18 protein-coding genes are annotated in these 14,646 nt (G+C 61.1%); 14 read left to right on the plus strand and 4 right to left on the minus strand.

Annotated elements, in window-relative coordinates; translation table 11 throughout:
• Positions 1–200 precede the first annotated feature (200 nt).
• A complete protein-coding gene (locus tag I0K07_RS07605) occupies positions 201–1,589 on the minus strand; it encodes a pyridoxal phosphate-dependent decarboxylase family protein (RefSeq protein WP_203292244.1) in 1,389 nt (462 codons plus the stop codon).
• 127 nt (positions 1,590–1,716) lie between these two features.
• On the opposite strand from I0K07_RS07605, the gene I0K07_RS07610 reads away from it, so the two are divergent.
• Both I0K07_RS07610 and rpmF read left to right on the plus strand, forming a co-directional pair.
• Positions 1,717–2,358, plus strand: a complete 642-nt coding sequence (locus I0K07_RS07610) for a head GIN domain-containing protein (protein WP_203292245.1) — start codon at positions 1,717–1,719, stop codon at positions 2,356–2,358.
• A 133-nt stretch (positions 2,359–2,491) separates the two neighbouring features.
• Positions 2,492–2,674: a 50S ribosomal protein L32 gene (rpmF, locus tag I0K07_RS07615; protein WP_138509963.1), complete on the plus strand. Its 183-nt coding sequence runs from the start codon at positions 2,492–2,494 to the stop codon at positions 2,672–2,674.
• A gap of 82 nt (positions 2,675–2,756) precedes the next feature.
• On the opposite strand, the gene I0K07_RS07620 is transcribed toward rpmF, so the two are convergent.
• Positions 2,757–3,200, minus strand: a complete 444-nt coding sequence (locus I0K07_RS07620; protein ID WP_203292246.1) for a hypothetical protein — start codon at positions 3,198–3,200, stop codon at positions 2,757–2,759.
• A 265-nt stretch (positions 3,201–3,465) separates the two neighbouring features.
• Between I0K07_RS07620 and eno the strand changes: the two genes are divergently transcribed.
• The 10 genes from eno to I0K07_RS07670 all read left to right on the plus strand — a co-directional run bounded on the left by eno (position 3,466) and on the right by I0K07_RS07670 (position 12,085).
• Positions 3,466–4,737, plus strand: a complete 1,272-nt coding sequence (gene eno, locus I0K07_RS07625; RefSeq protein ID WP_203292247.1) for a phosphopyruvate hydratase — start codon at positions 3,466–3,468, stop codon at positions 4,735–4,737.
• A gap of 554 nt (positions 4,738–5,291) precedes the next feature.
• Positions 5,292–5,597 carry an FtsB family cell division protein gene (locus I0K07_RS07630; RefSeq protein WP_203292248.1) on the plus strand — a complete coding sequence of 102 codons (306 nt, stop codon included), beginning with the start codon at positions 5,292–5,294 and terminating at the stop codon, positions 5,595–5,597.
• A gap of 235 nt (positions 5,598–5,832) precedes the next feature.
• Positions 5,833–6,837 carry a pyruvate dehydrogenase (acetyl-transferring) E1 component subunit alpha gene (pdhA, locus tag I0K07_RS07635; protein WP_203292249.1) on the plus strand — a complete coding sequence of 335 codons (1,005 nt, stop codon included), beginning with the start codon at positions 5,833–5,835 and terminating at the stop codon, positions 6,835–6,837.
• Between the two features lie 2 nt (positions 6,838–6,839).
• Positions 6,840–7,511 carry a hypothetical protein gene (locus tag I0K07_RS07640; protein WP_203292250.1) on the plus strand — a complete coding sequence of 224 codons (672 nt, stop codon included), beginning with the start codon at positions 6,840–6,842 and terminating at the stop codon, positions 7,509–7,511.
• 12 nt (positions 7,512–7,523) lie between these two features.
• A complete protein-coding gene (locus I0K07_RS07645) occupies positions 7,524–7,934 on the plus strand; it encodes a hypothetical protein (protein ID WP_203292251.1) in 411 nt (136 codons plus the stop codon).
• Between the two features lie 33 nt (positions 7,935–7,967).
• A complete protein-coding gene (locus tag I0K07_RS07650; protein ID WP_203292252.1) occupies positions 7,968–9,356 on the plus strand; it encodes a pyruvate dehydrogenase complex E1 component subunit beta in 1,389 nt (462 codons plus the stop codon).
• 3 nt (positions 9,357–9,359) lie between these two features.
• On the plus strand, positions 9,360–9,767 hold the full coding sequence (locus I0K07_RS07655) for a hypothetical protein (RefSeq protein WP_203292253.1): 408 nt from the start codon (positions 9,360–9,362) through the stop codon (positions 9,765–9,767).
• Entirely contained in the window at positions 9,764–10,168 is a 405-nt protein-coding gene (locus I0K07_RS07660) for a GFA family protein (RefSeq protein WP_203292254.1), read from the plus strand. The genes I0K07_RS07655 and I0K07_RS07660 overlap by 4 nt, the downstream gene beginning before the upstream one ends.
• Positions 10,169–10,190: 22 nt before the next feature.
• The gene (locus I0K07_RS07665) at positions 10,191–11,483 is read left to right on the plus strand and encodes a pyruvate dehydrogenase complex dihydrolipoamide acetyltransferase (protein ID WP_203292255.1); all 1,293 of its coding nucleotides are present in this window, start codon (positions 10,191–10,193) and stop codon (positions 11,481–11,483) included.
• 365 nt (positions 11,484–11,848) lie between these two features.
• The gene (locus tag I0K07_RS07670) at positions 11,849–12,085 is read left to right on the plus strand and encodes a hypothetical protein (protein ID WP_203292256.1); all 237 of its coding nucleotides are present in this window, start codon (positions 11,849–11,851) and stop codon (positions 12,083–12,085) included.
• Between the two features lie 172 nt (positions 12,086–12,257).
• On the opposite strand, the gene I0K07_RS07675 is transcribed toward I0K07_RS07670, so the two are convergent.
• Positions 12,258–12,935 carry a 2OG-Fe(II) oxygenase gene (locus I0K07_RS07675; RefSeq protein WP_203292257.1) on the minus strand — a complete coding sequence of 226 codons (678 nt, stop codon included), beginning with the start codon at positions 12,933–12,935 and terminating at the stop codon, positions 12,258–12,260.
• A 48-nt stretch (positions 12,936–12,983) separates the two neighbouring features.
• Positions 12,984–13,406 (minus strand): ACT domain-containing protein, encoded by a 423-nt coding sequence (locus I0K07_RS07680; protein WP_203292258.1) that lies wholly within the window; start codon positions 13,404–13,406, stop codon positions 12,984–12,986.
• 65 nt (positions 13,407–13,471) lie between these two features.
• Here I0K07_RS07680 and I0K07_RS07685 point away from each other — a divergent pair, with 65 nt between their 5' ends.
• Together I0K07_RS07685 and I0K07_RS07690 are read left to right on the plus strand one after the other, a co-directional pair.
• Positions 13,472–13,843: a cupin domain-containing protein gene (locus I0K07_RS07685; RefSeq protein ID WP_203292259.1), complete on the plus strand. Its 372-nt coding sequence runs from the start codon at positions 13,472–13,474 to the stop codon at positions 13,841–13,843.
• Positions 13,844–13,926: 83 nt separating this feature from the next.
• The gene (locus I0K07_RS07690) at positions 13,927–14,526 is read left to right on the plus strand and encodes an HD domain-containing protein (RefSeq protein WP_203292260.1); all 600 of its coding nucleotides are present in this window, start codon (positions 13,927–13,929) and stop codon (positions 14,524–14,526) included.
• The last annotated feature ends 120 nt before the right edge of the window (positions 14,527–14,646 follow it).

Below are 14,646 nucleotides of genomic sequence, written 5' to 3' on the forward strand. Positions count from 1 at the left end.
CGGCAGGGCGTCCGGCCCGGTCTGACGGCACTAAACGCCCGACCTGAGTACCGGCCGGATTGGAAACGGGGGCGAGAGCGTTCGGGAAATCTCCGCGTGCGGGAGGCAAGTGCCTGTCACACACACTCGAAACAATCGCCGGCAGACAGTCGCCGGCCTCCCGCACACCTCTCATACCGCCAGGCGGACACGCCGTGGCGCTATCCTTCATGCAGCGCCCGGATGGCCGCCACCCCCGCCAATACATCCTCCCGCGTGCAATCGAACTGGCCGACCTGGAAACGGATGACAAAGCGTCCCTGGTGCTGGGTCTGGGTGAGATAGGTCCGGCCATCCTTGTTGATGCGCTCGAGCAGGGCAGCTGTTGCGGCGTCGCCCTCTGAGCAGGCAAAGCTGAAAAGGCTGAAAGAGCAGGGCGTTACGACCTCAAGCCCTTCGGTCTCCCGGATGAGCTGCTCCGCCTCCTTGGCCCATTCAATGTGATTGCGGATGCGTTGGCGCAGGCCCTCCAGCCCGTAATAGCGGATCAGGAACCAGAGTTTCAGGGCGCGGAAACGGCGCCCCAGTGGAATGGTCCATTCGGAGTAGTTGACGACATCGTCAAAGCCCGGGGTTTCCAGATAGTCCGGTCGCAGGGTCAGGGTCTTCAACTGGTCGGTCGGATCCTTGAGGAATTGCACGGAACAGTCGAATTGGGCGCCCAGCCATTTGTGCGGATTGAAGACGATGCTGTCGGCACTTTCTACGCCTTTCCAGTGGCTTCTTTGCTCCGGGCAGATCATGGCCGAACCCGCCCAAGCAGCATCGACATGAGTGTAGAGATTTTCCTCCGCAGCGATCTGGAGAATCGCCTCCACCGGGTCACAGGCGCCAATGCCGGTCCCCCCGACACACAGAATGACTCCAGCCGGTTGCAGGCCTTTCCGGCGATCCTCGGCGATGGCGGCGCGCAGGGCGTCCGGGTCCATGCCGAAATCGTCGCGGGTGGGAATCTTGACCAGATTGTCCTGCCCGATCCCGGCCACCCAGATCGCCTTGTCGACCGAGGAATGCGCCTGCGCTGACGCATAGATGCGCGGTGCCTTGTGGCCGCTCAGCCCGGTATGGATGCCTTTGAAATCGAGTACTCTTTCGCGCATGGTCAGCACGGCGGAGAGGGTGGCGGAGGACGCACTGTCCTGGATCACCCCGCGCCAGCCTTCCGGCAGGCCCATGGCCTGGCGCAACCAGTCTATCATCCGGGTTTCCAGCTCTGTGGCGGCCGGAGAGGTCTGCCAGAGCATGCATTGCGCGGCGATGGTGGAGACAATCTGTTCGGCCAGCACGGAGGGCAGGGCGGCATTGGCCGGGAAATAGGCGAAGAAGCGCGGATGCTGCCAATGGGTCATGGCATCAGGGATCAAGCGCTCAAATTCTGCGAATATTGATGAAAACGCCGCGCCATCCTCCGGCGGAGACACGGGGATCTCTTTGAAGGTCTCACCCGGCTTCACATTCGGCCGGACGGGCCGGTCCCGCAGGCTGTCGCGATACTGGGCTGACCATTCGGCGATCCGTTTCGACCAGTCTTCGAATTCCGCGCTGTCCATGGCTTATCCCCGTCCTGATGCCGACTCAGCCAAGTTTCCTGACCTTTCTTGCATCTGAACAGGGTTTCACACGCATCTCATGGGGAAACCCCTATGATGGCGTGGGGGGCGAACAGGGAGTTTGCACATGAAACAGGTGATCCAGGCTGGCTTTGGCGCTGCGGTCCTGCTGGGCGGAACCGCTTTGGCGCAGGACAATCAGACCATTCCTGTCGAGAGCTTTGACCGGATTGATGCCGGTGGCGGTATCGAGGTGGAGATCGTTGTGGGTGACACCGAGTCCGTGCGCCTTGTCGGTGATGCGGATGATTTCGAGGATGTTGAGGTCCGGGTTCGCAATGGCCGGCTGGAAATCGAGCAGGACAGCGGTTTCTTCACACGCCGCCGTTCGCTGGATGTCGTCGTTCAGGTGACAGCCAGGGAGATTCGCGAGCTGGATTTCAATCGCGGCGTTTCGGCCCGGGTGAGCGGTATCGAGGCCGGTGATCTGGAAATTGACGTCTCGACGGGCTCATCCGCCCGGGTGTCCGGGACGTGTGGCACGCTGGAACTGGACGCCTCCACGGGTGCCGCGCTCAACGCGTCGGACCTGGTGTGCGAACATGTCGAGGTCAGCGCGTCGACTGGCGCAGATGCCCGCACTCATGCAACGCAAAGCCTGCGGGCACGGGCCTCCATGGGCGGTTCTGTCCGGGTGGCCGGACGGCCGTCAGACTATGAAACCCGCACCTCGATGGGCGGTTCCATTCGTTTGACGGGTGAAGGCTGAGGAAACCGGCGCGCAAATGCCTGCATTCAAAGCAGACAGGCGCTTGCGCACCCCCATTTCTTCATGTACATCGCGCGGCTCGAACGGATAGCGCTGGCTGTCCGGAGCATGATTCAAGACTGTGGAGAGGCTCATGGCCGTCCCTAAGAGAAAAACCACGCCGAGCAAGCGCGGCATGCGCCGGGCCCACGACAAGCTGTCTGCCCCTGTCTACATCGAAGACAAGGACAGCGGTGAGCTGCGTCGCCCGCACCATGTTGATCTGAAGTCCGGCATGTATCGTGGCCGTCAGATCCTGGAGCCGAAGGACGACTGATCCGTTCTTTCTGCTTTACGGCACAGAAAAACGCCCGGTCAAACGACCGGGCGTTTTTTCTTGCCGGGTTGGCGGTGGGGTCTCAGGCGCTGCGGCGTTCCAGGGAATCCAGGTCGAACCCGTCATCATCATAGGCATCCAGGTCGACGAGGCCGGGGAACATCCAGTTCCGCGCTTCGTCCAGGGACAGCACATCAACGACCTGATTGCCGATGCGGCGATTGGCGCTCAACAAGGCGCGAATGGCGTCCGGGTCCTGGCCGTCATGCCACAAGGCGACATGAAAATGAGGCAGCACGCGGGACGCCTCGATATTCTGATTGGCCAGTTCCGCCAGGTGCTGATGCGGAAAGGAAACCTCGCGCAGATCATAGATGAAGTGGCGCTTTCCCTTGCTGGACAGCCAGTAGACCAGCTTGCGCATCGGCGTGGCAATTTCCATCGTCTGCTCGCCGCTCATCCGGATCAGAACCGCACGGCCGTCAAAAACGGGTTCTACAGCTTCGATCTTCGGCTTCTGTGACATGCGGCCTCTGCGGGATGGGCACCCTTCACCGCTTGGTCCGGTTCGGGTGTCTTTCTTGTCGTGCCCAGTCACCTTGCCAGAGGGGTTTTGAGATTCCTCTAATCCGCTGTTTCAATTTTGATGGAATTGCCGGCTGAGTGACCCTGTTGCAGCAGGAAAGTCGATTGTTTTCGCTAACATGCGGATTCTGCCGCTGACGGTCTTGCGTGCAGGCCCGGTGCGGGTATGAAGCGGCAAGACTTTTCAAGTGTGCGAAGGGGCCGCCATGACCGCCATCATCGATATCGTCGCCCGGGAAATCCTCGACAGCCGCGGCAATCCGACCGTTGAGGTCGATGTCCTGCTGGAAGACGGCTCCTTTGGCCGCGCGGCGGTGCCGTCCGGAGCCTCCACCGGCGCCCACGAAGCGGTTGAGCTGCGCGATGGCGATGAGCGCTATGGCGGCAAGGGTGTGATCAAGGCCGTCAGCAATGTCGAAGGCGAGATCTTCGAGGCCCTGGCCGGCATGGATGCCGAGGACCAGCGCCGTATCGACGAGATGATGATCGAGCTGGACGGAACCGAGAACAAGGCCCGTCTGGGCGCCAATGCGATGCTGGGCGTCTCCCTGGCCGTCGCCAAGGCCGCTGCCGACGTGCAGGGCATCCCGCTCTATCGTTATGTGGGCGGCATGAATGCCCGCATCCTGCCGACCCCGATGATGAATGTGATCAATGGCGGCGCCCATGCCGACAATCCGATCGACTTCCAGGAATTCATGATCATGCCGGTCGGCGCGCCGAGCTTCTCTGAAGCCCTGCGCTGTGGTGCGGAAATCTTCCATTCGCTGAAATCCCGTCTCAAGGCCGATGGTCTGAACACGAATGTCGGCGATGAGGGCGGTTTCGCCCCGAACCTCAACTCCGCCGAACAGGCGCTGGACGTGCTGATGGCCGCTATCGAAAAGGCTGGCTACACGCCGGGCGAAGATGTGGCTCTGGCCCTCGACGTCGCCTCCACGGAATTCTTCAAGGACGGCAAATACGTGCTGGAAGGCGCTGGCGTGACCCACGACTCGGCCGGTTTCGCCCAGTATCTGGAAGAACTGGTCGGCAAATACCCGATCGTCTCCATCGAGGACGGCATGGCCGAGGATGACTGGGCGGGCTGGAAAGCCCTGACCGAGCGCGTCGGCGATCATTGCCAGCTGGTCGGCGATGATCTCTTCGTGACCAATCCGGAACGCCTGGCCCGCGGTATCGAAATGGGTGCCGCCAATGCCATCCTGGTGAAGGTCAACCAGATCGGTACGCTGTCAGAGACGCTCGATGCCGTCGATCTGGCGATGGGCTCGGGCTATGGCGCCGTGATGTCCCACCGTTCCGGCGAGACCGAGGACGCCACGATTGCCGATCTGGCTGTCGCGACGAATTGCGGACAGATCAAGACCGGTTCCCTGGCGCGCTCTGACCGGACGGCCAAGTACAACCAGCTCCTGCGCATCGAATCGCTGCTGGGCGATACCGGTATTTATGCCGGGGATAGCGGCCTGGCCTGAGGGTTTCGCGAACCTCAAAACATGACGTGCCCCTCTCCCTAGGGGAGAGGGTGGCGCGTATGCGCCGGGAGAGGGGGAAATCCCGGTGCTGGCAGATAATCGCGAAGACCTCGCTCTGCCCCCTCATCCGCCCCTCCGGGGCACCTTCTCCCCAGGGAGAAGTGGAACTTTTTCCGCCGGATAAACCCTCCCCAATCCCCACCCCGCCAATCCCGGCCCATACTGTCGCCACGTTTCGACCGAATCTGTGCACGGACCGGGCGGGGCGGGTGGCGCTGGGACGGGTCTGGCCGGATCGTTCCTTAATCAGCTTCACCGCGTTGCGGGCGGTCCTTCAGGATTTTCCAGACTATCTGACAACGTCATATGTCCTGCGGGACCGCCTGTAATGCCTGGCAATCCGACGTGTTTGACACGGTCGGAGCTGCCGCATTTCCTCCCTGAATCTTACCCGATACTGAATCCCGGATTCACGACTCCTAAAGCGTGATCGTGTTGAATCACTCTCAACACAACGCGACAGGGGAAGTCGCGGCTTTCGAGGTGGTTTGGTTTTGGACGCAATCAAGCGATATGGCACGACTGTCTTTCTCGCAGTGGCGATTGCCTATTTCGGCTATCACGCGCTGACGGGTGAGCAGGGCGTGCTCAACTGGATTGTCGTGAAAAACGAGATTCGCATCGCGGAAGCCGAGCTGGATCTGGCCGTTGCCGAACGCGAAATGCTGGAAGATACGGCCTCCCGCCTGCGTTCTGACAGTCTCGACCTGGACTATGTCGAGGAACGGGCCCGCGATATTCTCAATGTCGCCCATCCGCGCGAAATCATCGTTGAGATCGAGCCCTCTCCGCAGCACTGAGTGCTCCGGCGCACCCTTATTCTTCCGGAAATCCTGTGGCCCAAGGCGTGGCCGGCGTATCTAATCGCTTGCTGAAACCGCAGGCAGGCATGCCGCAAAACCTGTCCCTGCCGTTCAATCAATCGCCCGATCCTGCCCTTTTTTGGCCCTGAAGCTTGCCGTCAGGGTCAAGCATCTGATATGGCGCTAACACAGTCAGATGGGAGCGCGGGCTGTTTGGTTCGCGTGCGAAATAATGGCCGCCAAGCGAAATACCAAGTCCTCCGCCGCCAAAGGTGCGGGCAAGGACGAGCTGCTCAAATACTATCGCGACATGCTGATGATGCGCCGATTCGAGGAAAAGGCGGGTCAGTTGTACGGCATGGGGCTGATCGCCGGCTTCTGTCACCTCTATATCGGCCAGGAGGCCGTGGTGACGGGCATCCAGGCCGCGATGGAAGAGGGTGACCAGGTCATCACCGGTTATCGCGACCACGCCCACATGCTGGCCTGCGGCATGGATCCCAATGGGGTCATGGCCGAGCTGACCGGCCGCGAAGGCGGCTATTCCCGCGGCAAGGGCGGCTCCATGCACATGTTCTCCCGCGAGAAAAACTTCTATGGCGGTCACGGCATTGTCGGCGCGCAGGTCGCGCTGGGCACGGGTCTGGCCTTTGCGGATCGCTACAAGGACAACAAGAAGGTCGCCGTGGCCTATTTCGGCGATGGCGCCGCCAATCAGGGCCAGGTCTATGAGAGCTTCAACATGGCCAAGCTCTGGGATCTGCCGGTCATCTATGTGATCGAAAACAACCAGTACGCCATGGGCACGGCGGTCAAGCGCGCCTCGTCCGAAACACATCTCTACAAGCGCGGCGCCTCATTCGGGATCCCGGGTGAAGAAGTCGACGGCATGGATGTCGAGGCCGTGAAACGCGCCGCCGCGAAAGCCGTCAAGCATGCCCGTGACGGCAAGGGGCCCTTCATCCTGGAGATGAAGACCTATCGCTATCGCGGCCACTCCATGTCTGACCCGGCCAAATACCGGACGCGCGAAGAAGTCGACGATATCCGCTCCCATCATGACCCAATCGACCTGATCAAGAAGCGTCTCATCGAGGGCAAACATGCCAGCGAGGAGGACCTCAAGGAGATCGACAAGGAGGTCAAGAAGATCGTCGCCGACGCCGCCCAGTTCGCCAAGGACAGCCCGGAACCGGATCCGAGCGAACTCTATACGGACGTGCTGGTGGAGGTCTGATTTTGAGCCTCAGCGTCCACATCAATCTGGAACGAGCCGGAAAGGCGCTCGGTCTGAGTGAAACACCCCTGGGTGTGTGTTTCGCAGCGGGTGTGGTCGTGTCCGTTTATTTCTTCTTCTGTCTGGCGATAGCTGCGGGTCTGGTCATGCCTCTGACGCAGGACCTTGGGGCCGCGATGAGTGGCAATGATCTCGCCGTGGTTCTTGCCTACATTCTGGTGCCGGGGCTGGCGGTGGTGCTAGCCATACTGGGCCTGGCAAAAGTCATGTTTCTGCTCATCGGAAAAGATGTCTTCGGCCGAGAATTCCTGTTTCTCCAAACCGGTTATTTCGCTGATGAGCGGTTTCTGCCCGCTGGTGGCTATGCTGACAACGACCTTTATGAGGTGGAACCGACCTGGCTCCAGTCGTTTACGCTTGGAATGGGCGCTTTTGCCCTGCCACCGCTCATACTCGCACCGTTTGCCTTTTTGTTCAAAGGCAAGCTCATGTTAATGTTGGGATATCTCAGTTTTTTGTCTTACGGCCTCGAGGGTAGTGCCGTTGTAATGATGCTCGGTCTTACCCTTTTCACGGGTGCCGCACTGACTATTCCCCTTCACCTTGTCTTCGGTGGCACCCAAGTTGTCGACTTCTACATCGCGTCCCGGTCATCCCGGCGCGCGATCGGTTAGGGGAGCGACACGATGACACCGCAAGTGAAACACTTTCTGGAGACCTGGCACCACGCCGTTGAGAAGCGCGATGCCGATCTCCTCAAGGCCATCATGGCCGAGCATTGCGAATTGCATTCGCCCGTCGTCTGGAAACCGTCCAGCGACACCCGATATATCCTGCACATCCTGATGGGTGTGATCTCCATTGTGGAAGACTTTTCCTACCGCAAACAATGGGTTGAAGGGAATGAGCTGATCCTGGAATTCACCGGAACGGTGGATGGCAAGGGGTTGGTCGGCTTTGACCGGATCACGGTTGATGATGCCGGCAAGATGACGCGGATCGAGGTGCTGATGCGGCCCTTGAACACGCTGGTGGAATTTGCGGAACGCATGCGTGAGCATGCGCTCCGATACAAACCCGAGGCAGCCAATGGCTGACCTCGCCTAACGAACAGGACACGGGAAGAAGCCATGTCGATCGAAGTTCTCATGCCGGCGCTTTCGCCCACGATGGAAGAAGGCACGCTGGCCAAATGGCTCATCAAGGAAGGTGACAGCGTCGAAAGTGGCGATGTCATTGCCGAGATCGAGACCGACAAGGCCACGATGGAAGTCGAGGCCGTGGAAGAGGGCGTGGTCGCCAAGCTTCTGGTCGCCGAGGGCACGGAAGGCGTGAAGGTGAATGCCGCCATCGCCATCCTGGCCGAGGATGGCGAGGACCCGGCCAATCTGGATGCGCCGAAGGCTGCGGCCGAACCGGCCGAGGCAGAAGCGGCCCCGGCGGAAGATCCGACCCCGGCCCTTGATGAGCGCCCGGCCCAGATGGCGGCCAATGTGGCCAGCGTTTCTGATCCGGACGTGCCTGAGGGCACGGCGATGAAGGAAACCACGGTTCGTGACGCGCTGCGTGACGCCATGGCCGAGGAAATGCGGCTGGACGACACCGTTTTCGTGATGGGTGAGGAAGTCGCCGAATACCAGGGCGCCTACAAGGTCACCCGCGGCCTGCTGGACGAGTTCGGTCCGAAACGCGTGGTCGACACGCCGATCACCGAGCACGGTTTTGCCGGTCTGGGTGTCGGTGCGGCCTTCAACGGGCTCAAGCCGATCGTTGAATTCATGACCTTCAACTTTGCCATGCAGGCGATCGATCACATCATCAATTCCGCCGCCAAGACGCTCTACATGTCCGGTGGCCAGATGGGCTGTCCGATCGTGTTCCGTGGCCCCAATGGTGCCGCCTCCCGCGTCGGTGCCCAGCACTCGCAGGATTATTCCGCCTGGTATGCCAATGTGCCCGGTCTGAAAGTGATCGCGCCCTATGATGCGGCCGATGCCAAGGGCCTGCTGAAAGCCGCCATCCGCGACCCGAACCCGGTCGTCTTCCTCGAGCATGAGCTCATTTATGGTGAAAGCTTCGACGTGCCGGATGTGGAGGATTGGGTCCTGCCGATCGGCAAGGCCAAGGTGCGCCGTGAAGGCACGGATGTGACCCTCACCGCCCATTCGCGCATGGTCGGATTTGCCCTGGAAGCCGCCGACATCCTGGCGGAAGAGGGCATCTCCGCCGAAGTGATCGACCTGCGCACCCTGCGCCCGCTCGACACCGACACGGTGGTGCAATCGGTCAAGAAGACCAATCGCATCGTCTGCGCCGAGGAAGGCTGGGGCCGCATGGGTGTCGGCGCCGAGATCGCCGCCGTCGTCACCGCCGAAGCCTTTGACTATCTCGACGCCCCGCCGGTCCGCGTCCACCAGGAAGACGTCCCGCTGCCCTATGCCGGCAATCTGGAAAAACTCTCCCTGCCGGGCACGGCGGATATCGTGAAGGCGGCCAAGGCTGTCTGCTACGCGGAGTAGGGTGTGTTCGATTTCTCGAAATCGGAACTGAAAGCATGGAACCCGGCCATTCCGGCGGGGGAATACGAGTTTGTTTCCAGCAAGCTGGAGCTTGGGGAATTAGCTGTGAAACTGGTTCGGAGACATGAAAAGCCGGGCGAAGATTTCGCCTGTGAGCTGACATCCAAGCCGGTATGGCACTGCATCGTCAATGACGAACAGTACCAGGAGCAATTGGTGGCTCACGGACCGGGTGATATGTTCGAGGTCGCGAACTCGCCTGTCATAGCGGGCTTCTTGACCCATGAGTTTCTGTACCGGGAGCAGGGTGTGAAGGCCCGCCATTGGGTCATCATGACGATGCAGGAATGCGTACACATTGTCGCGGAAGATGAACCAGAATTTCGCACGATCTACGGTGAAGCGGCATGACCAACTCCCCCACCAAATCCTGGCGTCATGGCGAATGTCATTGCGGTGAGGTCGGCTTTGCCGTGAACCTGCCGGACAGTGTCGTCGCCCTGTCGTGCAATTGCTCGATCTGCGCCAAGACCGGCTTCATCCACCTCATCGTGGACAAGGCCGACTTCAAGATTGAGCGCGGGGCGGAAAGCCTGACCACCTATACATTCGGCACGCATACGGCAAAGCACACCTTCTGTTCGGTTTGCGGGGTGAAGGCCTTCTATGTGCCGCGCTCGCACCCGGACAGCTGGTCGGTCAATCTGCGCTGCCTGGATGCCGACGCCAACCTCCAGCTCCGCTTCGAGGAATTCGATGGCGCGAACTGGGACGAGAATATCGCCCAAATCAATTCGGAGCGCGGCCACTAGGCCGACCACGAGGACGAGACCCATGTCGATTGAAATCCTGATGCCCGCCCTGTCGCCCACCATGGAAGAGGGCACGCTGGCCAAATGGCATGTAAAAACCGGAGATACGGTCGAGAGCGGCATGGTCATCGCCGAGATCGAGACCGACAAGGCGACGATGGAAGTCGAGGCCGTGGATGAAGGCGTGGTCGGCAAGATCCTCGTCGAGGAAGGCGCCGAGGGCGTGAAGGTCAATGAAGTCATCGCCATCCTGCTGGAAGAGGGCGAGGACGAAAGCGCGCTCGACAAGCCGGCGGAAAAGCCGGCCGCTGCCGAAGCGCCGAAGGTTGAGGACAAACCCGCCGAAGCGCCCAAGCCGGCGCCTGCAGCCAGCAAGGCTCCGGCCGCACCGTCTCAGGACGGCGACCGCATCAAGGCGAGCCCGCTGGCGCGCCGGATTGCCGCCGACAAGGGCCTTGACCTTTCTGCCATCGATGGATCGGGCCCCTATGGCCGGATCGTCAAGCGCGATGTCGAGAACGCCCAGCCGGGCGCTGCTGCGGCACCGGCCAAGGCTGCTGAGGCGCCGTCGGCGGCTCCGGTCGATCTGGATGATCCGCTCAAGGCCTATGGTATTGCCCGCGACCGCTACGAGGTCGAGAAGGCCGACAATATCACCAAGATCTCCGCGAAACGCCTGTCCGAGAGCTTCCGCGACATTCCGCACTTCCCGCTCAACGTGGATTGCCGGATCGACGCCCTGCTGGACTTCCGCAAGCGCGTGAATGCCGCCGCCGAGAAGGATGGTGCCAAGGTCTCCGTGAATGACATCCTGATCAAGGCGTCAGCCCTGGCCCTGAAGAAGGTTCCGGCGGCGAATTCCTCCTGGATCGAGGGCGGCCATATCGCGCGCCACACGCATGCCGACGTCTCCGTCGCCGTGGCCATTGAGGGCGGTCTGATCACGCCCATCGTCAAGGATGCCGATCTCAAGGGTCTCGTGGAGATTTCCCGCGAGATGAAGGATCTGGCCGCCCGCGCCCGCGAGAAAAAGCTCAAGCCTGAGGAATTCCAGGGCGGCACTTTCTCCCTGTCCAATCTGGGCATGTTCGGCATCGACAGCTTCTCCTCCATCATCAACCCGCCCCAGGGCATGATCCTGTCGGTCGGCGCCGGAGAACAGCGCCCGGTCGTCAAGGATGGCGCCCTGGCCATCGCCACGGTGATGACCGTCACCCTGACTTGCGATCACCGCGTGGTGGACGGTGCCACCGGCGCCCAATGGCTCCAGGCCTTCAAAACCTTCGTCGAAGACCCGATGACGATGCTGATGTGATTGGGGGGCGGAACAACTCCTGCCGGAGAGTCCGTCTCCTCGTAGCATCCGCCAGCCTGCTTCTTGCTGCGTGTAGCGCTGCGCCCGACCGGGCAGGTCCGGCTCAGGGGAATTTCTCGGCCTACGCGGGGGCCTGGGTCACTGAAACGGGCGAGGCCCGCATTCGCGTGTCGATGGACCGGCGAGACAGTTGGCGTCCTTGGATCATCAGCTGGGACGAGTATTCCGAACATGCCTGGCAAAGCGTCGCTGAGATGCGATGCGTGCATGAAGATGTCCTCCTGTCAGAGCCCGGCCATGGATCCTATTCTTTATGGGGCTGTGGTGCAGGCGAGTCCCTTAGCGCCCGGCTCGGAATTCCTGGCGTGCGTGTCGGCTATTTCAGGGCCCGAACGTTTGATGAGCCCGGCTTCCCGGGAGGGCGGTCGGGAAATGTGATCGAGCTTCGGGAGATGGTTCCAGATTCGGGCGATGTCGTCCGGCAGATCATCTATCTGGCGCCTCCCGAAGGTGATATGACGTTTTTTGAGCGTTGGCAGCGCCAGGGTGATGGCGGATTGGAACTGACCGGCACAGGCTATCTTTTTCGAACAGCGGACTAGCTCAGATCGAAGATGTGAGACCCATCCTCGCCCTTGATGGGCGAGGGGGACCATTGCGCAGCACTGGTGGAGTGGGTGACCGGCCCACAAACTGAACGCTACGCGTTTCACCCCTTCCGTCTTGCCGCTGTGCGGCAATCCACCTTCCCCATCAAGGGGAAGGAGGGGCGGATCACGCGACCGGCAAGCCCTTCACCTGCAGTGCCGGCACAAGCCCGCGATCATTGCAGCGGTGCCAGCCGGCGATGGAGAAGCGGTCGCGCCTTGCCGGGGTGACCTCATGCGGGATGTCCTCGGAGAGGAAGAGGGCAAGGGTGCCGAATTCCGGTGTGATCTCGGCGATCACATCCTCGCTGTCGGGCGCATAGATACGCAGCAGGCCGCCATCGCTGGGATCCCAGTCCGGATTGAGATAGAGCACGCTGGACAGCATGCGATTGCGGGCGCCGCGGAAACTGTCGACATGGCGTTTGTAGAAACCGCCGGGCTCGTAGACGGCGTAATGGGCCTCGAAGGCGAACAGGCCCAGCATGAGGCGGTAATTTACCTCACGGCGCACGGCTTCGGCGAAGGCCAGATAGCCGGCCTGGGCGGGCGTGCTGCCATCCATCCAATGGGTCAGGTCGCGGCGGATCTTGCGGACGATGTCATGGTCTTCGGCGCGGCCAATTCCGGCCGGGGTCAGGATATCGGCCTGCCAGAGCGTTTCGGCCTCGCTGCGCAGGGCGGCCAGCAATTCACTGTCGGCGAGACGGCAAAGGCTCCAGCCCTGCTGCGAGAGGTCTGCACACACGTTTTGAGCATCGAAGACAGGCAGGCCGGTGGTATCGGCCAGAGCGATCAGGCTCAATAAGGTCAGCGCCCCATTAAACAAGGATGCGCGCGTTTAGGGCCGGTCTCAGGCCTCGTCAATCGAATTCGTATCACTGAGCGTCTGCAGGACGGCCATCGCGTCCTGCGCGCGTTCCTGCGGCACCAGGAGATGGTCGTGGTGATAGCCGGCGATGACATTGCAGCTGATCCCGTGGCGGGCGAGTTCCGGCGCGATGGCCGCGATAAAGCCGACCGCGTCGAGCTCGGAGTGGACGGTGAGGGTAATAAGCCGGCAGGGAAAGCGTGTTGCCAGGCCAGCTGTTTGCGCCTGATCGAGCGGCAGGACCAGGGTCAGGCCTTCGGCTTCACGGCAGGTCATCAGCGGTGTCAGACCGTCGGGCGGGGCGGTGTCCGGGGCCAGGACCGTATAGGCATACAGGCCGGGATCCAGTTTTGGCGCCATGCGCCGGAGGAGACTGGCCACTGTCTGGTCCCGCTTGTCCGTCATCTGGCATCCCACATGGTAAAGTGACAAAACGAATCTCCCGCCATGGCGGGCAGCAGGAGACTAGCATGCCAGTCGAAACCGTTTCCCTTGCCGACAAACACGCCCAATTCCATGAAGCCTGGTCACCCAAGCGCGTGGGCAAGCTGGACAATTACGAGATCAAACTGGCCAAGGCGGTCGGCAATTTTGCCTGGCATGCGCATGAGGATGAGGACGAGTTCTTCATGATCACGCGCGGCATTCTGAAGATCGAGATTGAAGGTCAGGATCCGATCACGCTGGGCCCGGGCGAATTCTGCGTGATTCCCAAGGGCGTGCGGCACCGGCCGGTCGCCAAGACCGATGAGGTCCATCTCATGCTGATTGAGAAGGCCGGGGTGGTGAATACCGGGGATAATCCGGACACGGATCTGACCCAGGTGATCGAAGACCTCTGAGCCTGCGTCCCGGAGTTGCGGCTCCGGGTAGCTTGCCTCTGGGCGCTTTCCTCGTCACGGTATGGAAAAACCGGGAGGAAAACATGGCCGACGATCAGCACGCACCGCGCGCGAAATTCCGTTCAATGACCGAGGGCACCCAGGAAGACTGGGGCACGATCTCGGCCCAGTTCGGTCCCTTTGCAGCCAATCTGCCGGACCGGGTCCTGGCCCATCTCAAATTGCTGGACGGGGATTATGGCGGCTTCCCGATCGACCGCCTGCAGCATTCCCTGCAGACCGCGACGCGGGCCCATCGTGATGGCCGCGACGAGGAATATGTCGTCATGGCCCTGCTGCACGATATCGGTGACACGCTGGGCAGCTATAACCATCCCGACATTGCCGCGGCGATCCTGAAACCCTTCGTGTCGGAGGAGAACCACTGGATCGTCGCCCATCACGGGATTTTCCAGGGCTATTACTTCTTCCATCATCTCGGCCTGGACCGGGATATGCGCGAACAATATCGCGATCACCCGCACTTCACGGCCTGTGCGCAATTCTGCCACCTGTATGACCAGGCGGCCTTTGATCCGGATTATGAGAGTGAAGACCTGGCGTTTTTCGAGCCCATGGTCCGCCGCGTCCTCGCCCGTCCGCGCCAGTCCATCTATGCCGAGGCAACCGACGCCGCTGAGTAGGGCAGACGGCTGGGCCCGGTGTTCCGGTCATCAGGGTGAAGTGGCACGATAAATCAATCTCCCGATCATTGATCGTCGGGGGCAGTCCGGCTATGAAGCGAATACGAATGCCTTAGTTAA

The organism is Maricaulis parjimensis (assembly GCF_016817355.1).
In the GTDB taxonomy this organism is placed as follows: domain Bacteria; phylum Pseudomonadota; class Alphaproteobacteria; order Caulobacterales; family Maricaulaceae; genus Maricaulis; species Maricaulis parjimensis.